Origin of the sequence: Roseixanthobacter psychrophilus (assembly GCF_043195195.1) — a bacterium.
GTDB lineage: Bacteria > Pseudomonadota > Alphaproteobacteria > Rhizobiales > Xanthobacteraceae > NCEH01.
In genome coordinates, this window is the sequence record NZ_JBAFWT010000005.1 from 160053 (window position 1) to 180014 (window position 19962).

16 protein-coding genes are annotated in these 19962 nt (G+C 65.1%); 10 read left to right on the top strand and 6 right to left on the bottom strand.

Features of this window, described 5'->3' with window-relative positions:
• Positions 1-189 precede the first annotated feature (189 nt).
• Genes dnaQ through V5F77_RS07570 form a run of 5 tightly spaced genes read right to left on the bottom strand, consistent with a single transcriptional unit; the run spans position 190 to position 3874 of the window.
• Positions 190-924: a DNA polymerase III subunit epsilon gene (dnaQ, locus tag V5F77_RS07550; protein WP_429004729.1), complete on the bottom strand. Its 735-nt coding sequence runs from the start codon at positions 922-924 to the stop codon at positions 190-192.
• A gap of 12 nt (positions 925-936) precedes the next feature.
• Positions 937-1545 (bottom strand): dephospho-CoA kinase, encoded by a 609-nt coding sequence (coaE, locus tag V5F77_RS07555; protein WP_429004730.1) that lies wholly within the window; start codon positions 1543-1545, stop codon positions 937-939.
• 4 nt (positions 1546-1549) lie between these two features.
• Positions 1550-2398 carry a shikimate dehydrogenase gene (locus tag V5F77_RS07560; RefSeq protein ID WP_429004731.1) on the bottom strand — a complete coding sequence of 283 codons (849 nt, stop codon included), beginning with the start codon at positions 2396-2398 and terminating at the stop codon, positions 1550-1552.
• Positions 2395-3009 (bottom strand): Maf family protein, encoded by a 615-nt coding sequence (locus V5F77_RS07565; RefSeq protein ID WP_429004732.1) that lies wholly within the window; start codon positions 3007-3009, stop codon positions 2395-2397. The genes V5F77_RS07560 and V5F77_RS07565 overlap by 4 nt, the downstream gene beginning before the upstream one ends.
• Positions 3010-3019: 10 nt before the next feature.
• Positions 3020-3874, bottom strand: coding sequence for a pyruvate, water dikinase regulatory protein (locus V5F77_RS07570; protein ID WP_394015450.1), 855 nt, complete (start codon positions 3872-3874; stop codon positions 3020-3022).
• A 340-nt stretch (positions 3875-4214) separates the two neighbouring features.
• Between V5F77_RS07570 and hemE the strand changes: the two genes are divergently transcribed.
• From hemE to V5F77_RS07590, 4 genes are all read left to right on the top strand, one after another.
• On the top strand, positions 4215-5261 hold the full coding sequence (hemE, locus tag V5F77_RS07575) for a uroporphyrinogen decarboxylase (protein ID WP_429004733.1): 1047 nt from the start codon (positions 4215-4217) through the stop codon (positions 5259-5261).
• Between the two features lie 39 nt (positions 5262-5300).
• Entirely contained in the window at positions 5301-5726 is a 426-nt protein-coding gene (hemJ, locus tag V5F77_RS07580) for a protoporphyrinogen oxidase HemJ (RefSeq protein WP_429004734.1), read from the top strand.
• A gap of 246 nt (positions 5727-5972) precedes the next feature.
• Entirely contained in the window at positions 5973-7238 is a 1266-nt protein-coding gene (gene rho / locus V5F77_RS07585) for a transcription termination factor Rho (protein WP_348845784.1), read from the top strand.
• A gap of 204 nt (positions 7239-7442) precedes the next feature.
• A complete protein-coding gene (locus tag V5F77_RS07590) occupies positions 7443-8891 on the top strand; it encodes a glycosyltransferase family 4 protein (RefSeq protein WP_429004735.1) in 1449 nt (482 codons plus the stop codon).
• A gap of 171 nt (positions 8892-9062) precedes the next feature.
• Here V5F77_RS07590 and V5F77_RS07595 read toward each other — a convergent pair whose 3' ends face one another.
• Positions 9063-11078: a thioredoxin domain-containing protein gene (locus V5F77_RS07595; protein ID WP_429004736.1), complete on the bottom strand. Its 2016-nt coding sequence runs from the start codon at positions 11076-11078 to the stop codon at positions 9063-9065.
• 32 nt (positions 11079-11110) lie between these two features.
• Between V5F77_RS07595 and mnmE the strand changes: the two genes are divergently transcribed.
• The 6 genes from mnmE to V5F77_RS07625 all read left to right on the top strand — a co-directional run bounded on the left by mnmE (position 11111) and on the right by V5F77_RS07625 (position 19947).
• Entirely contained in the window at positions 11111-12418 is a 1308-nt protein-coding gene (mnmE, locus tag V5F77_RS07600) for a tRNA uridine-5-carboxymethylaminomethyl(34) synthesis GTPase MnmE (protein WP_429004737.1), read from the top strand.
• Between the two features lie 1171 nt (positions 12419-13589).
• Positions 13590-15503: a tRNA uridine-5-carboxymethylaminomethyl(34) synthesis enzyme MnmG gene (mnmG, locus tag V5F77_RS07605; RefSeq protein ID WP_429004738.1), complete on the top strand. Its 1914-nt coding sequence runs from the start codon at positions 13590-13592 to the stop codon at positions 15501-15503.
• A 215-nt stretch (positions 15504-15718) separates the two neighbouring features.
• The gene (gene rsmG / locus V5F77_RS07610; protein WP_429004739.1) at positions 15719-16426 is read left to right on the top strand and encodes a 16S rRNA (guanine(527)-N(7))-methyltransferase RsmG; all 708 of its coding nucleotides are present in this window, start codon (positions 15719-15721) and stop codon (positions 16424-16426) included.
• Positions 16419-17261, top strand: a complete 843-nt coding sequence (locus V5F77_RS07615; protein ID WP_429004740.1) for a ParA family protein — start codon at positions 16419-16421, stop codon at positions 17259-17261. Before rsmG ends, V5F77_RS07615 begins: the two co-directional genes overlap by 8 nt.
• A 52-nt stretch (positions 17262-17313) precedes the next feature.
• Positions 17314-18186 carry a ParB/RepB/Spo0J family partition protein gene (locus tag V5F77_RS07620; RefSeq protein WP_429004741.1) on the top strand — a complete coding sequence of 291 codons (873 nt, stop codon included), beginning with the start codon at positions 17314-17316 and terminating at the stop codon, positions 18184-18186.
• Between the two features lie 123 nt (positions 18187-18309).
• Positions 18310-19947 (top strand): inorganic phosphate transporter, encoded by a 1638-nt coding sequence (locus V5F77_RS07625; protein WP_429004742.1) that lies wholly within the window; start codon positions 18310-18312, stop codon positions 19945-19947.
• The last annotated feature ends 15 nt before the right edge of the window (positions 19948-19962 follow it).

The window sequence follows — 19962 nt, forward strand, 5'->3', positions numbered from 1 at the left end:
CGGGCAGTGTGTCCACCCCTCACCCCAGCCCTCTCCCCTGCGGGGAGAGGGGGATTTTCGGCGGGCCGAAGCCTTACAAACTACAAACTACGAACTCCAGATCGAGAGCGATCCCCCTCTCCCCGAGGGGGAGAGGTCGGCCGTGCAACGGCCGGGTGAGGGGGTTCGCACTGTCGCAGACCGAGGTCTTCAGGCGCGCGCGGCTTCCTCGGCCCGCACTTCGTCCACGAGATATTGCGCCCACAGCGACTTGTCGCCCATCTGGGCGATGAAGGCGCGGTGAAACGCCCGCTCTTCGTCCGTGAGGCGCGGCAACAGGGGAACGGGCCGGGCGCGCGCGGCGAGGACGGTTTCGGCCATCAGGCGCGGCGCGGCACCGCCGGTCTCTTCCACCAGCCCGACCAGCATGGCCTGACGGCCGCCCAAGAGCTCGCTGTAGACTTCCGCCAGCAGTTCGGCGTCGAGCAAGGCGCCGTGCTTCACCCGGCGGGAGCTGTCTATGCCGTAGCGGTTCATCAGCACATCGAGGCTGTTCTGTGCCCCCGGGTGCTTGCGGCGCGCGAGGGCCAGCGTATCCACCACCCGGTCACGGGCGATGGTGGGGCGGCCGGAGCGGGTCAGCTCGGCATTCAGAAAGCCGATGTCGAACGCGGCATTGTGGATCACCAGCGTGTCGTCGGCGATGAAGTCCAGGAATGCGTCGGCGACCTCGGCGAATTTCGGCTTGTCGGAAAGAAACGCAGCTGACAGGCCGTGGACGTTGAACGCCTCCACCGGCATGTCCCGTTCCGGGTCGATATAAACGTGGAAGATCGTGCCGGTGAGGATGCGGTTGACCATCTCCACGCAGCCGATTTCCACCAGCCGGTCGTCCTTATTGGCATCAAGGCCCGTGGTTTCGGTGTCGAGGACGATTTCCCGCATGGTCTTTTCCGTTCAATCCCGCACCGCCGGCCGCCGGCCCGGCCCGCTCAGCGCCCGCACGATGCCGCGCACCTGGTGGCGCGCGCTGTCAAACCCGCGCCCCGTATCAATCAGGAAATGGGCGCGCGCCCGCTTTAGCGAATCAGGCATCTGCTTGCCCAGGATGGCGGCAAAACGCTCCGGCGTCATGCCGGAGCGTTCCAGCACCCGCCGCTTTTGTACCGCCGCCGGGGCGCTCACCACCGCCACCGCGTCCACCCGCTTTTCCCCACCCGTTTCGAACAGGAGGGGAATATCCAGCACCACCAGCCGTGCCCCGGCGGCGCGGGCTCGCTCCAGGAAGGCGTTTTCCTGCGCCCGCACCAGGGGATGAACGATCGCTTCCAGCCGTTTCATCGCGTCCGTATCGTCGAGCACGCGGGCGGAGAGGGACGGTCGATCGATCACACCATCCCGTGTCACACCCGGAAAAGCCGCTTCCACCGGCGCGACGGCTTCCCCGCGATAGAGCGCATGAACCGCCGCGTCGGCGTCATAGACCGGCACGCCCTCGGCACGGAACAGCGCCGCCGTGGCGGATTTGCCCATACCGATGGAGCCTGTGAGGCCGAGGATCCACATGAGGTCAGGCCTCCAATTGGCCCTTGGCGCGCAGGTCGGCGACGATGAGGTCGCGCAACGGCGCATCCACCTGCGGGCGCACGCCGAACCAGCGCTCGAACCCCGGTACGCCCTGGTGCAGCAACATGCCGAGTCCATCCACGATGCGATGCCCGCGCGCCCGCGCCGCCTTCAGCAAGGGCGTCTCCAGCGGCACATAGACCGCGTCGGTCACCACCGCCTCGGTTTTCAGGGGCGAAAAATCGAGCTCCAGCGGCGGATGACCCTTCATGCCGAGCGAAGTGGTGTTCACCAGCAGAGCCGCATCCGCCAGGGGCGCGGCGATCTCATTAAGGGAAATCGGCACCACGCGCGGCCCGAACTGATCCGCCAGCGCCTGCGCGCGGTTCAATGTGCGATTGGCGAGCCAGAGCTTTTCCACACCACGGGAGAGCAGGCCATAAACGATGGCCCGCGCGGCGCCACCCGCGCCGAGCACCAGCACCGGGCCGCCGCTCGTGTCCCAGCCCGGCGCGCCGGCATCGAGATTGGCCATGAATCCATAGACATCGGTATTGCCGCCGTGGAGGCGCCCGTCCTCGAACCAGAGCGTGTTGACCGCCCCGAGCGCGCGGGCGGTTTCGTCCGCCTCGGCGACGGTACGAAAAGCGATTTCCTTATTGGGGGCGGTCACATTGCCGCCGGCATAGCCGTGTGCGGCGAAATTCGCATAGAAAGCGCTCGCGTCTTCAGGCGGCACATCCTCCCGGCCATAACTGCCGGCCAGGCCCTGCTTCTCCATCCAATAGCCATGCAGCATGGGCGAGCGGGAATAGGCCACGGGATGGCCGCTGATGCACAATTTCACGCTCACAGCAAAACGCCCTCGTCGCGCAGGAATCCCAGCAGCGGCAGGAGCGGCAGGCCGAGAATGGTGAAATGGTCGCCCTCGATGGCCTCGAACAGATTCACGCCCAGCCCTTCGAGCTGATACCCGCCGACGCTCCCAAGCACCGCCGGCCCGGCCGCATCAAGATAGGCGTCGAGCGCGGTATCGGAGAGGGCACGCATGGTGAGGCGAGCGGTCTGAACGGTTTCAAACACCACCTCCTCGTCTTGCACCACAACGAGCGCGGAATGCAGCGCATGGGTGCGGCCGGCGAGGCAGGACAATTGGGCACGAGCGCTCGCGCGATCCCTTGGCTTGTGAAAGACCTCCCCACCGAGCGCCAAGGTCTGGTCGGCACCGATCACCAGACGATCGGCATCGACCCGCCGTGCGCCGGCGAACGCCTTGGCCCGGGCGAGCATGCGGGCGATGTCGTCGGCCCCGACCGTTCCCGCCGGAGCTGCGGCCTCGATGGCCCGTTCATCCACATCGCCGTCCACCGGCTCCACCGGCAGGCCGGCGGCCTCCAGCAGGGCGCGCCGCGTGGCACTGCGCGAGGCCAGCGCGAGGGAATGGGTTCCACGCCAGAGACTCATGAGGCGACGCTCAGGTTTCCACGATCGCACGACGGCGGCGCTCGGAAAGATGGCCGATGATGGCCGCCGCCGTCTCCTCGATGGAGCGACGGGACACGTCGATCAGCGGCCAGCCATGTCGCGCGCACAGACGGCGGGAAAGAGCCAGTTCCTCGGACACCGCCTCGCGATCCACATAAGCGGTGTTCGGGCTCGCGGCGTTCAGCCCCAGAAGGCGGTTCTGGCGGATTTCGACGATCCGCTCCGCGCTCGCAACCAGGCCAACGATCAGCGGCTTCTTCAACCGTTCCAGCCCCGGCGGCAGCGGCACATTGGGCACAAGCGGAATGTTCGCGGTCTTGATACCGCGATTGGCGAGATAGATGGAGGTCGGCGTCTTGGACGTGCGCGACACGCCGAGCAGCACCACGTCCGCCTGCTCCAGATCGTCGGTCATGTGGCCGTCGTCGTGCATGACGGTAAAATTGAGCGCGTCGATGCGCTTGAAATAGGTGGCGTCCAGCGCGTGCTGCCCGCCGACGCGCGGCTGCGGCTCGCCGCCGAGATAGGATTGGAACATCTGCACCACCGGCGCCAGAACCGAGAGAAACGGCACACCGAGTTCCCGGCAGCGCTCCTTCAGCCGCTCGCGGACTTCCTTGTCCACCAAGGTGTAGAGCACGATGCCGGGATTGTTCTCGATATCGATCAGCACCCGTTCGAGCTGCTTCATAGAGCGCACGAGGGGATAGACGTGTTCGATTGGCAGCACATTGGCATATTGAGCGCACGCGGCGCGGCCCACATTGATCAGCGTCTCCCCGGTCGCATCGGAGACGAGATGCAGGTGAAAATAGCTCTCGTTGGGAACGCGCGGTGCCGTCACGTCATATCCTGCCACTTATCCACCGGCCTGTGGACGGTCGGTGCAGAAACGCACGCCCGAAGGGGGCATGCAAGGCCGGCGAAAGAGTCATGGGTATAACCGTCCACAATTGAACCCGTGGGGACTGACTCAAAGGCACCCTCTGTGGGCTTGTGGGGAAATCTCCCGGACGAGGGCGATTTACCTTTTGTTAACGATTGTTGGCCGGCTCATGGCGAGGGGTGTGCGGACGTGTCAGCCTGTGGACCGGTTGTCGACGGCGCTGCGAATAGTTAATCAACCGTTAAGACGTAAAAGACTCTCTCTTAAATAAGATTCCTTTTTAGATAGTAGGAGCGGGATGACCGACAGCGCGGCGCACCTTTCCCCCTTTCTCGCCGTGCTCGATGGCGTGCCCCAGGCAATCCCTCCGCTCTGGATGATGCGGCAGGCGGGACGCTATCTGCCGGAATATCGTGCTGTTCGGGCCACGGCGGGTGATTTCCTAACCCTGTGCTACACGCCGAAGCTTGCCGCCGAGGTGACACTCCAGCCGATCCGCCGGTTCGCCTTCGATGCTGCGATCATTTTTTCCGACATTCTGGTCATCCCCCACGCACTCGGCGTGGATGTGCGGTTCGAGGCCGGCGAGGGGCCGCGCCTTGAGCCTGTGACCGGCGCGGAACGGATCGCAGGCTTGCGCGGTTCGCTCGATCCCGATCGCGTCCAACCGGTCTACGAGGCGCTCGGGCTGGTCAAGGCGGCCCTGGCCCCTGAAACCGCGCTGATCGGCTTCTGCGGCGCGCCCTGGACCGTGGCGACCTATATGGTGGCCGGGCAGGGCACCGACGATCAGGGTCCCGCGCGTTTGCTGGCTTTGCGCGAGCCTGAGCTGTTCCAGTCGCTCATCGACGTGCTGGTGGAAATGTCCATCGCCCATCTCAACGGACAGATTTCCGCCGGCGCGGACGCAGTGCAGGTGTTCGACACCTGGTCGGGCGTGCTCGATCCCGCTTCGTTCGACCGCTGGTGCGCACAGCCCTTGGCGCGGATCGTCGCTGGCGTGCGGGCGGTGCATCCCGGCGCGCGCATCATCTCGTTTCCCAAGGGGGCGAGCATGGAGGCGCTGGAGAAGCTCGCCGCGCTCGGCCTCAACGCCGTCGGCCTCGACTGGACCGCCGATCGCACGGTGGCTCGGGCCAAGCTTGGGGATAAAGTGGCCCTTCAAGGCAATTTGGACCCGCTGCGGCTGATTGCGGGGGGACCGCAGTTGGATGAGGAAATATTTAATATTCGCAAGGATTTCATGGGCACGTGCCATATCTTCAATCTGGGTCACGGGATCAAGCCTGAGACCCCCTTGGCGCATGTGGAAAACCTTGTGGAAAAGGTGCGGATAAGTCTGTGATCATCCGGTGCACAGGCATGGCGCAAGGCGGAGGCTGAGATGCTTTATCTCTGGATCAAGGCCCTGCACGTGATGGCGGTCATTTCCTGGATGGCCTCGCTGTTCTATCTGCCGCGCCTGTTCGTCTATCATTGCGACGCGCCCAAGGGTTCGGCCCAATCGGAAACGTTCAAGGTCATGGAACGTCGCCTGCTGAAGGCGATTTCCAATCCGGCGATGATCGTGACCTGGTTGGCGGGCGCTTTCCTGATCTATGAGGGCGGCTGGATTTCAGCGCCCTGGCTGCACGCAAAGCTGGTTCTGGTGCTCGCCTTGTCCGCTTTCCATGGGGAATGTGTGAAATGGACGAGGGCCTTCGCTGAGGACCGCAACACCCGAAGCGCCAGATTCTACCGTATCGCCAACGAGGTGCCGACGGTTCTGATGATCTTCATCGTCATTCTCGTGATCCTTAAGCCCTTTTGATGAGCCTTGCCGCCTCAACGGGGCTTGCGTAAGAGGCACCGAGTCCGGTATTGTTCCTGTGCTTTCCTAAACGCAGGCAACGCGCGCTCCGTTTTTACGGCCACGTCATGGGGTCGATACGGAACGTCAGGTGAGATCCCGGTATCCCGGTGTTTCCTGAAGATCTGCGATTCCCCGCCCCTTCCATCTGCCCGGCTTTGGTTCACGAAGCCGTCGGCCCAATTCAAGATTTCGAGGCTTTCCCATATGCGGGAAGTGAAACTCCAGGATCTCAAGTCCAAAACTCCCGTTGAACTGCTCGCCTTCGCTGAAGAAAACGAGGTCGAAAACGCGAGCACCCTGCGCAAGCAGGAGCTGATGTTCGCGATTTTGAAACAGCTCGCCGCCAGCGAAACCGAGATCATCGGTGAGGGTGTCGTCGAAGTGCTACAGGATGGCTTTGGCTTCCTGCGCTCTCCGGACGCCAATTATCTGCCCGGCCCGGACGACATCTATGTCTCCCCCTCGCAGATCCGCCGCTTCGGCCTGCGCACCGGTGACACGGTCAATGGCCAGATCCGCAGCCCCAAAGAGGGCGAGCGGTACTTTGCACTTCTTAAGGTCAACACGATCAATTTCGAAGACCCCGAGAAGACCCGGCACAAGATCAATTTCGACAATCTCACGCCGTTGTATCCCGACGAGCGCCTGAAGCTCGAATTCGAGGATTCGTCCAAGAAGGATTATTCGGCGCGCATCATCGACATCGTCTCGCCCATCGGCAAAGGCCAGCGCGGACTGATCGTCGCCCCGCCGCGCACCGGCAAGACGGTGCTGCTGCAGAACATCGCCAAATCCATCACCGCCAACCATCCCGAGTGCTTCCTGATCGTGCTGCTCATCGACGAGCGGCCGGAGGAAGTCACCGACATGCAGCGCTCCGTGAAGGGCGAGGTCATTTCCTCCACCTTCGACGAACCGGCCTCGCGGCACGTCCAGGTGGCGGAAATGGTGATCGAGAAGGCGAAGCGTCTGGTGGAACATGGCCGCGATGTGGTCATTCTGCTGGATTCCATCACGCGCCTCGGCCGCGCCTACAACACGGTGGTGCCCTCCTCCGGCAAGGTGCTGACCGGCGGCGTGGATGCCAACGCGCTCCAGCGGCCCAAGCGCTTCTTCGGTGCGGCACGTAACATCGAGGAAGGCGGCTCGCTCACGATCATCGCGACCGCGCTCATCGACACCGGCTCGCGCATGGACGAAGTGATCTTTGAAGAGTTCAAGGGCACGGGTAATTCGGAAGTCATTCTCGATCGTAAGGTGTCCGACAAGCGGGTGTTCCCGGCCATCGACATCACACGGTCCGGTACCCGTAAGGAAGAACTTCTGGTTCCTGCCGATGTTCTCAAGAAGATGTATGTTCTGCGGCGCATCCTCAATCCCATGGGAACAGTGGATGCCATCGAATTCCTCATGGACAAGTTGCGGCAGACCAAGACGAATCAGGATTTCTTCGATTCTATGAACACCTGACGCAGGGTGTAGCAACATGGTTCCAATCAGCCGCGCTATGCGCGGCTGATTTTTGTATCTGGACGCAAAGGGACCATTGATTTTGCGCATTCCATGGAAAAGATGGATCGCACGGGGGCAGTCAAGGTTCAGAAAAGCGAAAGTCCGATGCTTGGTCCGCAGAGCCAGCACGATGAAACACCGCGTCGGGGGCCGGTGCGTCGTGTGCTTCTTGATTCCTCCTTCGTGGTGGCCGATCCGGCCCCCCTCGGCATTCACCGGGTGGTGGCGCAATATGCCTTTCATGGCGCCGCCTTTGCCGCGTGGTCCGGCATCGATTTCGTGGTGGTGGAATGCACGGCGGATGGCGCCTTTGCCCGGCGCGAGGGACCGTTGGTCGGGCCTGCGCCTGCGCCCCCGGCTGCGCCCCCCGTCGGGAGCCTGTCTGCGCGCGTCGCCCTGAAAGTGCTCCGCTACGCCAGCAGAGTCATTTCCGCCGGCGGGCTTCTGGCGGCCAGCCTGCTACCGGTCAAGCCGCTCCGGCGTGGCAGTGCGGCACTGGCACGGATGATGGACGCGTTGGCTTCTGCCGCAAGGTCAGACATCGCCGTGCCCGAGCGGCAGGGTGACACCTTGGTTCCGGGAGCCGGCGATATCCTGTTTTGCCCCGGCTTCTGGCACGAGATGGACTTCACACTCTATGAACGGGCGCAGGCCAATGGTGCCGAGGTGGTGTTCCTGGTGCACGACATCCTGCCGATGCTCATGCCCACTTTCTATCAATATCCCTGGCGGCGAGACTTCCATCGCGCCGTGCTGCGGGCGCTGGACATGGGCGGGTATTTCTACGCCGTCTCGGGCCGGAGCCTGGAGGACCTGAGGGCGTTCGCCGCCCAATGCGACATGAAGGTGCGGGGCGCGGTCGCCTATAATGGATTCTCTCCCGCGGACGAGCGCCCGGTAGCGGATCCGGCGGCGCTGGATGAGGAGGCCCGCAAGGTGCTCGCCAGCCGGCCGTGGCTTATGGTGGGCACCGTGGAGCCGAAAAAGGGCCATCGCGATGCCATTGCGACCTTCGAGATGCTTTGGCAGCAGGGCTACACGCGGCCACTGGTGATCATCGGGCGGCTGGGGTGGCTGAGCGAGGACATGCCGGAGATCATCTGCGGCTCACCGTGGTTTGGCCGGCGCCTATTTTGGTACCAGAACCTCGGCGATGCGGGGCTTGCCGCTCATTACGAGCAGGCCCATGCGCTGCTGTTCGGCTCGCTTGCCGAAGGCTTCGGTCTGCCGCCGCTGGAGGCGGCCGCGCGCGGGCTTCCGGTCCTGGCGCGCGACATCCCCGTGGTGCGTGAGGTGCTCGGTCCGAACGTCAGATATTTTTCCGGTCCCAGGGATTTGCGCGCGGCGGTGCTCGCCCTTGAGGACGAGAGTGTCCATGCTGCGACGCGGTGTAATCTTGCTGCGGCGCGATGGTATTCCTGGCGTGATGTGGTGCAGTGCGTTATGGCCGATCTGCTGCAGCCGGCTCCGGCGCGGTCGCAGGGTGGAGCACTGATGGCACGGCTGTCTCGCCATCCGCTTTCTGGTCCGCCGACTGCCGAGGCGCCGGTTGCGGCGGAAATGAAGCTGGTCGAGCCGGTGGAGCCGATTCTGTCGCGAATGCAAGCATAGCGCGATTTTTTATTAGAAACTCGCCTGAAAGTTGATCCAATCAGAGGCGAATGGGCGGCAAAACGCCCCTCGCGATGATACAAACCATGTCGCCGAGAAAATGCTGCTCCTTGGCCTCCTGACGCGATTCTAGAGGCATAAGCATTTTTGCACCGGGGAATGCCCGCCCTTTCACCCGCGCGCAGCCGCCAGAGCGCCGGGGAGCGCGTCCGCGTCCGTAATGGGCAGCGTGCAGCGCCCCTCGACGCAAATGAAGGCCGCACCCTCGGGTGGGGCGCTTTCCATGCGGGCGCGCGCGAGGCTTCCAGCTGGTACATCGTCGGCTTCGGCGGCGCGGATGACCACCCGGGCGAGGAAGGGCAAGTGCAAGGCGGCTTGCGCCAGAGCTTCGCGACCGGTGCCGATGGCGACGATTTCCGCTAGGCGCAGGCGCGTGTCGATGGCGTTGAGGAGGGCGCCATGGGCGAGGGCATTTCCCGCGGCCGCCGCTGAAAGGCCCCGCAGAATGCGATCGGCGCGCCCGCGCAGATCGTCGTCGCCGACTAAAGCGGAGAGGCGAACGAGAGCATCGGCTGCCACCGCGTTATAATTGGGTTGCGCCTCGTCCATGGTGGTGAGGGGGCGCACCACCAGTGCGTCGGCATCATCGGCAGTGAGGAAATAGGCGCCGCTGGCGCTATCCAGATGGTGCCGTTCCAAGACCGTGAGGAAGGCCACGGCACGGCTCAACGGGTCGCCGGCGCCGGTGGCCTCATGCAAGGCGATGCCCGCGCGGGCCATGGCGGCAAGGTCGCTGGCAAGGCCGGGATGCAGCGTGCGGCCCGCGCGGTAGGAATGACCCAGCCGATCGCCATGAGTCATGAGGGCCACCACGCCATCGAAGGCACGCTGGGCGAGGGCGATCCATGCGGGCTCGTCCAGCAGCGCGCCGGCGCGGGCGAGAGCGGCGATCATCAGGCCGTTCCAGTCGGCCAAAACCTTGTCGTCGAGGCCTGGCCGCACGCGCTTTGCCCGGGCGGCCAGCAGCTTTTCCCGCAGCAGTGCGAGGCGCGCTTCGTCTTCCACCGCAACCTCGCCCGCCTTTGTGCGGTTGAGAATGGTGGCGCCTTCCCAGTTTCCGCCCGGCTTCAAATCGTAAAAACCAGCGAAATAAGTGGCGTCGTCAGGGCCTAAAACCTCTTCCACCTGGGCGAGGGTCCACACATAGAATTTGCCTTCATGGCCCTCGCTGTCGGCATCAAGGCTGGCGCAGAAGGCGCCGCCGTCGGTCAGCATCTCCCGTTCCAGCCATCCCACGGTCTCGCGCGCGCGGGCGAGGAATAGCGGGTCGCCGGTGTCTTGATAGGCGAGGGCGAGCAGCTCCAGCAGCAGGGCGTTGTCGTAGAGCATCTTCTCGAAATGCGGCACGAGCCATTGCTCGTCCACGCTATAGCGGGAGAAGCCACCGCCGAGATGATCATAGATGCCGCCCTCGCACATGCGGTTGAGGGTGAAGGCGCAGATGGCCTTCAGCGTGTCATCGCCCGTGCGCTCGCCGGCACGCCAGAGCAGCTCCATGAGCCCGGTCTGGGGAAATTTCGGCGCGCCGCGCAGGCCGCCATTGGCCTTGTCGAACAGGCCGGCGATCTGCTGCGCCGCGCGGTCCAGCTCGGGAAGGCCGATAATGGCCTCGCCCTGCGGGCGCGCGGCTGCGGTGAGCCGCTCCAGGATCGCGTCGCGATTGTGCGCGATCTTCTCCGGCGCCTCACGATAGACCTGCGAAACCTGTTGCAGCACGTCGGTGAAGCCGGGGCGGCCATAGCTCGCGGAGCGGGGAAAATAGGTGCCGCCCCAGAAGGGATTGCCGTCTCCATCCAGGAACATGGTTAGCGGCCAGCCGCCCTGTTCGCCCAATTGGTGGAGCGCACCCATGTAGATCTGGTCCACATCCGGGCGCTCCTCGCGATCGACCTTGATGTTGACGAACAGGTCGTTCATGACCCCAGCCACCAGGGGATCCTCGAAGCTTTCATGGGCCATGACGTGGCACCAATGGCAGGCGGCATAGCCCACGGAGAGCAGAACCGGCTTTCCCGTGCGCCGCGCCTCTGCGAAGGCGTCCTGGCCCCACGGCCACCAATGGACGGGATTGTCCTGATGCTGAAGCAGATAGGGACTGGTCTCGGATCCGAGGCGGTTTTCGGTCATCGTCCCAACTCCAGTTTCAAGGCCGGTGCGTAATGCGGTCATCCGACACCATCTTCGCTTTGTCCAGCGGGCGCTTGCCGTCGGGCGTTGCCGTCGTGCGCATCTCGGGTTCGGCAGCGCGGACGGCGGCGGTTTCGCTTACGGGCGCCGTGCCCCCACCGCGCCTCGCCCGCTATGCCGTGCTGCGTGCGCCGGGCGGCGAGCCGCTGGACCGGGGGCTCGTGCTGTTCTTCGAAGGGCCCCGCAGCGCGACCGGGGAGGATCTGGTGGAACTCCATCTCCATGGGGGCAGGGCGGTGGTGGCTCGTGTGCTCTCAACCCTCTCGGCGCTGTCCGGGTTCCGGCCCGCTTTGCCCGGCGAGTTCACCCGCCGTGCCCATGCCAACGGCAAGATGGACCTTGCCGAGGTGGAAGGCCTTGCCGATCTGATCGCGGCGGAAAGCGAGGCGCAGCGCCGCCAAGCGCTCGCCCAGGCCTCCGGCGCCTTGTCGCGCCGCGTGGCCGGCTGGCGTGAGCGATTGATCCGCGCCCTGGCGCTTGTGGAAGCCACCATCGATTTCGCCGACGAGGACGATGTGCCGGAGGATCTCACCGGCCCGGCGCTGCTCGAAACCGGTCTCCTGCGGGAGGAACTGGCGGCGGCCCTGGCCGATGGCGTGCGGGGCGAACGGGTGCGCGACGGGCTTTCCATCGCCATCGCGGGGCCGCCCAATGCGGGAAAATCGACTTTGCTGAACCGTCTGGCGGGGCGCGAGGCAGCCATCGTCTCCCATCGTCCCGGCACCACGCGGGATGTGCTGGAGGTGCATCTCGAACTCGCCGGCCAAGCGGTGACGCTGATCGATACGGCAGGCTTGCGCGAGACCGATGATGAGGTGGAAGCCGAAGGCATCCGCCGCGCCCGCGCCCGTGCGGGGTCGGCCGATCTCGTTTTGTGGCTGAGCGAGGAAGGGGCCCTGCCGCCGCCCGAACTTAACGGCGCGCTCGTGGTGCGCACCAAGGCGGACCGACCGGGCGGCGCTCCGGGCGCGGGCGCAGCGCTCGCGATTTCCGCCGCGACGGGGCAGGGGATCGAGGGGCTCATCGCCTTGATTGAGGCGCGGGCAGCGGAACTGGGCGGCGGCGAGCCGGCGCTCATCACGCGCGAACGCCATCGGCTCGCGCTCCGCGATGCGGTGGCCCATCTCGATTTTGCATTGAAGCGTGCGGGGCGGGGCGGGGAGGATCTGCTGGCGGAAGACCTCCGCCTTGCCGCCCGGGCGCTCGACGCGCTGGTGGGCCGCGTGGATATCGAAGATGTGCTCGACGCCCTGTTCCGCACCTTCTGCATCGGCAAATGAGGCGACCCAAAAATGTTTCACGTGAAACATTTTGGTGAGGAGCGATGTGCTTGACGTCTGTGCTCCCTCTCCCCGCCGGGGAGAGGGTTGGGGTGAGGGGTGGCCGGCATTGCGTTCGGCAAGGCGCAACCCCCTCACCCGTCCGCTCGCGGTCGACCTCTCCCCCTCGGGGAGAGGTGTGGGAGCCAGCAAAGCTACGGGCTATAACCCCAAAATGTTTCATGTGAAACATTTTGGGGTTTGGCTCTGGGAACCCAATAGCCGAGGGTCGGCGCGCTTGCGCCCTGCCTAATCCTCCCGGCAAACGGGTGAGGGAACGGTTCTCCTTGTTACCCCAACGGCCCCCGCACTCTTCAGGGAATGTTTCACGTGAAACATTTGGGTGAGGCGTGAGGCGCGAAGCGGGGTGCACATTGTGCTCCCTCTCCCCAGCGGGGAGAGGGTTGGAGTGAGGGGGAGGGCCGTGTTGTGATGAGCGAACCCCCTCACCCGCCCGCTGGCGCGGTCCACCTCTCCCCCTGGGGGAGAGGTGGGGACCCTGGGACCAAGCGACCGTCCCAACATCGCCCGCTTCGTTGATCGAGGCGGAGGCCGGGTTAGCGACACTCGCTCGTAAAAGACTCCAAAAATGTTTCACGTGAAACATTCTGGCGAGGTGCGATGTGAGTGACGTCTGTGCTCCCTCTCCCCGCCGGGGAGAGGGTTGGGGTGAGGGGGTTCAGCGTTGTGGCGCACCGTGAACCCCCTCACCCGCCCGCTGGCGCGGTCCACCTCTCCCCCTCGGCGAGAGGTGGGGTGGGTTAGCGACCCCCCCCGGGGGTCATGAGCCGAAAATGTTTCACGTGAAACATTTTGGCGAGGAGCGATGTGAGCCACCTCTGCGCTCCCTCTCCCCGCCGGGGAGAGGGTTGGGGTGAGGGGAGGCCGTTATTGTGTTCGGCAGGCGAAACCCCCTCACCCGCCCGCTATCGCGGTCGACCTCTTCTCACCGGGGAGAGGTCGGGGCTGGCGAAGCCCCCGGTCCATCAGCCCCAAAAAAATGTTTCACGTGAAACATCGCAACGACCCGGCCGCCTTGACCGCGCCGTCAAACTGCCGTTCCTGGACCCCCGAACCTGAAACCCTGCGCGCTGGCGCCGCTGAAAGGCTGCGGCGCGGCCGTGAGATGTGAATGACCCAATTGGAAACCCTGTTCGATGTGATGGTGGTCGGCGGCGGCCATGCGGGCTGCGAGGCGGCGGCGGCCGCTGCGCGCCTCGGCGCGCGCACCGCGCTCGTCACCCATAGCGCCGCCACCATCGGCGCCATGTCGTGCAATCCGGCCATTGGCGGGCTCGGCAAGGGCCATCTGGTGCGCGAGATCGATGCGCTGGACGGGCTCATGGGCCGGGTGGCGGATCAGGGCGGCATCCAGTTTCGCGTGCTCAATCGCCGCAAGGGTCCGGCCGTGCGCGGCCCGCGCGCCCAGGCAGATCGCAAGCTCTATGCCCGCGCCATGCAGGCGGCGCTTGCCGCGCAGGCGAACCTCACCATTGTTGAGGGCGAGGCAGATGATCTGATCCTCGCCGATGGCCGTGTCGCCGGCCTGCTGCTGGGGGATGGCCGCGCCTTTTCCTGCGGCGCCGTGGTGCTCACCACCGGGACGTTTCTCAATGGCCTGATCCATATGGGCGAGGTGCAGATTCCCGCAGGCCGCATGGGGGAGAAGCCGGCGCTCGGCCTGTCCGGCACGCTCAAGCGCCTCGGCCTTGCGCTCGGACGGCTGAAGACCGGCACGCCGCCGCGTCTCGATGGCCGCACCATCGATTGGGCACGCCTGGAGATGCAGGAGGGCGATGAGGTGCCGGAAGCTTTTTCCAGCCTCACCACCCACTTGCCCAATCCGCAGGTGAAATGCGGCATCACCCGCACCACCAATGAGACCCATGATGTGATCCGCGCGAACCTCTCGCGCTCGGCCATGTATTCCGGCCGCATTGAAAGCACCGGGCCGCGCTATTGCCCGTCCATCGAGGACAAGGTGGTCCGGTTCGGCGATCGTGACGGGCACCAGATCTTCCTCGAGCCCGAGGGCCTGGACGATCCGACTGTTTATCCCAATGGCATGTCCACCTCGCTTCCCGAGGAGGTGCAGCACGCTTTCCTGGTCACCATTCCCGGCCTGGAACAGGTGAAGGTGCTGCGGCCGGGCTATGCCATCGAATATGACCATGTGGATCCGCGCGAGCTGACGCCAACGCTGGAAGCAAAGCGTGCGCCCGGCCTGTTTCTCGCCGGGCAGATCAATGGCACCACGGGCTATGAGGAAGCCGCCGCCCAGGGCCTGCTCGCCGGGCTGAACGCCGCGCGCCGTGCCGGCGGCGGGGCAGGGGAGGCGGGGCAGGGCGTCGTCATCGACCGGGCCGAGGGGTATCTCGGCGTGATGGTGGACGATCTCGTGACGCGCGGCGTCACCGAGCCCTATCGCATGTTCACCTCGCGGGCCGAATATCGCCTCACCTTGCGCGCCGACAATGCCGACCAGCGGCTGACCGCGCGGGGCGTGGCGCTTGGCCTCGTGGGCGGGGAGCGGGCGGCGCATTTCTCCGCCAGGATGGTGGCGCTGGACGGGGCCCGCGATCGCGCACGGGAACTGAACGTGACCCCCAATGCGGCAGCTACCTTCGGTCTGAACGTCAATAAGGACGGTCAGCGCCGCAGCGCGTTCGACCTGCTCGCCTATCCCGATATCGGCATGGAGGAGGTGGCGCGGATCTGGCCGGAATTCGCGACGCTGGAACCCGCCATCGCCGCACAATTGGAGATCGACGCGAAATATGCGGTCTATCTCGACCGACAGGCCGCCGACATCGCCACCTTGCGGCGGGATGAAGACCTGATTCTCCCGCAGACGCTGGATTATGCGGATCTGCCGGGTCTGTCCAACGAGCTGAAGCAGAAACTCGCCCGTGTGCGCCCGCGCACCATCGGCCAGGCCGGGCGCATGGAAGGCATGACCCCGGCCGCGCTCGCGCTGCTGGTCACCTATGCGCGGCGACAGGGCGCGCGTGCGCGGGGTGATTCGCACCAGATGGTGGCGGGCTAAGGGAAGCGCCGGCCGGCCGTTCGGCCCGCCCCCAAACTGAAATGCTCCCTCCCGCGTGCGGGGGAGGGGTGGGAGAGGCGGGGAAAGGGCAGAGTGCCTGTCCGTCCCTGTGAATTCTGGGGACCGTAACCCGTAACTTCAGCCCAATGTCCGCCCGCTCGTTTCGCGGAAAAAACGTTCTGCGGAATTTGCAAAGTTCTATGCGATAACGGGCAATGACGGCGCCGAACAATGAGAACAATGTGAGCGTTCCCGGTAAACTGGAGGTCCAGCGGAATGTTTCACGTGAAACATTTTCGCGGCTGGAAACCATCGCATCTTTGCTAACCAAATGGCAGAAAACGATAAATCTGGTTTCCCCGGCAACGATCCCGGACCTGTGGACCCGCCATATCGCCGATTCGCTCCAACTCGTTAACCATGTCGGCGAAAATGTTCGCGCCTGGGTTGATCTTGGGTCCGGCGGCGGATTCCCCGGCCTCGTCGTTGCGGCCGTCCTGGCCGAGCGGGAAGGCGGGTACGTCGATCTGGTGGAGAGCGACAGCCGCAAGGCGGCCTTCCTGCGGGAGGCGGCGCGGGTCGCCGATCTGCCCGTTACCGTGCATCCCCAGCGCATCGAGCAGGTTGCGGTGGCCCTTGCGCCGGGAAAACAAATTGTATCCGCGCGCGCATTGGCCCCGCTGCCGAAGCTGCTGGAGCTGACCGCGCCGTTTTTCGCGGCAGGCGCCATCGGGATATTTCCCAAGGGCAAGGACTGGCAGCGCGAATTGACCGAAGCGCGCAAAGACTGGACACTCGACCTCGAACTGCGCGACAGCCTCAGCGACCCCCATGGGAAGATCCTGGTTGTCGCGCGCGCCCTTAAAGCGGTCCCGTCCCCGGCCGTCCCCGGCGGACACATACGCGGAAGCGCACATGACTGACCCATCCGTCACCGCCCCCATCGTCGGCGGCGTCACGCCGCGCATCCTGGCGCTGGCGAACCAGAAGGGCGGGGTGGGCAAGACCACCACGGCCATCAATCTCGGCACCGCCCTTGCCGCCATCGGCGAGTGCGTGCTGGTGGTCGATCTCGATCCGCAGGGCAATGCCTCCACCGGCCTCGGCATCGATCGCGGGCGGCGCAAGCTGTCCACCTATGATGTGCTGAGCGGGGAGGCGACGATGGCGCAGGCGATCGTCGATTCCGGCGTTCCCTCGCTTTATGTCGCGCCCTCCACCCTCGATCTGTCCGGGCTGGAACTGGAGATTGCCAGCGAGCGCGACCGCGCCTTCCGCCTGCGCAATGCCTTGAGGGACATGGTGAATGATCCGGCGGCGCCGAAATTCACTTATGTGCTGATCGATTGCCCGCCCTCGCTCTCGCTCATCACGGTGAACGCCATGGCGGCGGCCCATGCGATCCTGGTGCCGCTGCAATGCGAGTTCTTCGCCTTGGAGGGTCTCTCCCAATTGCTGAAGACCGTGGAACAGGCGCGCACCGCGCTGAACCCGGATCTCGTCATCCACGGCATCGTGCTGACCATGTATGACGCGCGCAACAATCTGTCCGACCAAGTGGTGGCCGATGTGCGCCAGTTCATGGGCGATAAGGTCTATGAGACCGTGATCCCGCGCAATGTGCGGGTCTCGGAAGCGCCGTCCTATGGCAAGCCGGTGCTGCTGTACGATCTGAAATGCGCCGGGTCCCAGGCCTATCTGCGGCTGGCCTCGGAAGTCATCCAGCGCGAGCGGGCCGCCCGCGCCGTCGCGGCCTGAGGCGGCATAGTCATTCCGGGTGATGCGGTCCGAGAGTATGGGGAAGAAGAACATGGCGGAAGAAGGCCGCTCGCGGCTCGGCCGGGGGCTCGCGGCTTTGATCGGCGACATGGGGCAGGACGACCAGCGTCCCGCCCCGAGCCAGAAGAACCTCGGCACGCGCAAGGTGCCGATCGAGTTCGTTCGGGCCAATCCGCGCAATCCGCGCCGCACCTTCCTGGAGGAGGGGCTGGACGATCTGGCGAATTCCATCCGCGAGAAGGGCATCATCCAGCCCATCGTGGTGCGGCCGGTGGCGGACCATCCCGGCAGCTTCGAGATCGTCGCCGGCGAGCGGCGCTGGCGCGCGGCCCAGCGCGCCGGCCTGCACGAGGTGCCGGTGGTGGTGGTGGAACTCACCGACCGCGAGGCTTTGGAAGTCGCCATCATCGAGAATGTGCAGCGCGCCGACCTGAACCCGATCGAAGAAGGGCAGGGCTATGAGGCGCTGATGGCGCAGTTCGATTATACCCAGCTCGATCTTTCCAAGGTCATCGGCAAGAGCCGCTCGCACATCACCAACACCCTGCGGCTGCTGAAGCTTCCCGAAAGCGTGAAGAGCTATCTCACCGACGGGCGCCTTTCCGCCGGCCACGCCCGCGCCCTGCTCGGCTATGACGATCCCGCAACCATCGCCCGCGAGGTGGTGGAGAAGGGCCTCAGCGTCCGCGACGTGGAGGCGATGAGCAAGGTGAAGGCTGCGCTCGCCGCCAAGCCGACCCCGCCGGAAAAGGATGCCGACACCCGTGCCCTGGAAAAGCGGCTCACCGACGCCCTGGGGCTGGCCGTGAGCCTACAGGTGAAGGGCGAAGCGGGCGAGTTGCGCATCCGCTACGGCGACCTCGACCAGCTCGACCTGATCTGCCGGCGCCTCGGCCTCGGCTGAACGGTCTTTTCCCTCTCCCGACCGAGCCCGCTTCCGTCCCGGCGCATGCTGCGCCGCGTCATTCCTGTGTCACGGCCCGATGCGAGGTAACCGGCGGTTCAGGTCGGTTGACGAGGGGGTTCGATGACGGCGCACACAGCGGCCAAGCCCGCGCACGCCCATGCGGCACATACCCACGCCCATAGCGAAAAGCCAGTAAGGCTCGACCGGAAGAACGGGGCGCCGGAAGTCTTCATCTTCTTCGCCCTGCTGGTCGGCGGCCTGTCCTATACGGTGTGGTCCATCTGGACCGACGTCCAGGCGGCGTCTCCCGGCGTGCTTACTTTCGCGCCCTTCATGCTGTTGCTGCTGGCGCTGCTGATCGCCCTCGGCTTTGAATTCGTGAACGGCTTCCACGACACCGCCAATGCGGTGGCGACCGTGATCTATACCAATTCTCTCCCGGCTCATTTCGCCGTGGTCTGGTCCGGCGGCTGGAATTTCGTCGGTGTGCTGGTGTCGAGCGGCGCGGTGGCATTCGGCATCGTCTCGCTGCTGCCGGTGGAGCTGATCCTGCACGTGGGCAGCGGTGCCGGCATGGCGATGGTGTTCGCGCTGCTGATCGCCGCCATCATCTGGAACCTTGGAACCTGGTATCTCGGCCTGCCGGCCTCCTCGTCCCACACGCTGATCGGCTCGATCATCGGCGTCGGCATCGCCAACCAGCTCATCCAGGGCAAGAGCGGCGTCGCCGGCGTGGATTGGAGCCAGGCGGCGAATGTCGGTTATGCCCTGCTGTTCTCGCCCATTGTCGGCTTCTTCGCCGCCGGCCTGCTGCTGCTCACCATGAAGGTGCTGGTCAAGAATCCGGCGCTCTATGCCGAGCCCAAGCCCCATCATCCCCCGCCGTGGTGGATCCGCGGCCTGCTGGTGCTCACCTGCACCGGCGTGTCCTTCGCCCACGGCTCGAACGACGGGCAGAAGGGCATGGGCCTGATCATGCTGATCCTGATCGGCATCGTTCCCACCGCCTACGCCTTGAACCGGGCCATCGATTCTACCGACGTGGCACAGTTCCGTGCCCTCGCCACGGTCACGGAAGCCTCGCTGCTGAAGGCCGCGAACAATGCGCCGGTGCCGGCTGATCCCCGCGAGGCGCTGACGGAATATGTGCGCGATCGCAAGCTGATGCCCGATACGGTTCCCGCCCTCGCGGCCGTCGCGGGCGAGATCTCCACACTCGTGGGCAACCATGAGACGCTCGCGCAGGTGCCGGCCGCTGCGGTGCCCAACATGCGCAACGACATGTATTTGGCGTCCGAGACCATCCGCCTGATGATGCGTGAAAAGGCGCCGACCTTCGACGCCGAGACGGCGGACAACCTCGCCGCCTTCAAGCGCGCCCTCGACAACGCCACGAAATTCATCCCGCTGTGGGTGAAGGTGGCGGTGGCTATCGCCCTTGGCCTCGGCACAATGGTGGGCTGGAAGCGCATCGTCGTGACCGTGGGCGAGAAGATCGGCAAGACCCATCTGACCTACGCCCAGGGTGGCTCGGCCGAATTGGTCGCCATGGGCACCATTCTCGCCGCCGACATGTACGGCCTGCCGGTGTCCACCACCCATGTCCTGTCCTCGGGCGTGGCGGGGACCATGGCGGCCAACAAGTCCGGCCTTCAGCTCTCCACCGTGCGCAACCTCGCCATGGCCTGGGTGCTGACGCTGCCGGTGGCGATCATCCTCTCCGGCGGGCTCTATATCCTGCTGCGCCAAGTGATGTGAACGGGCGCCGCGCCC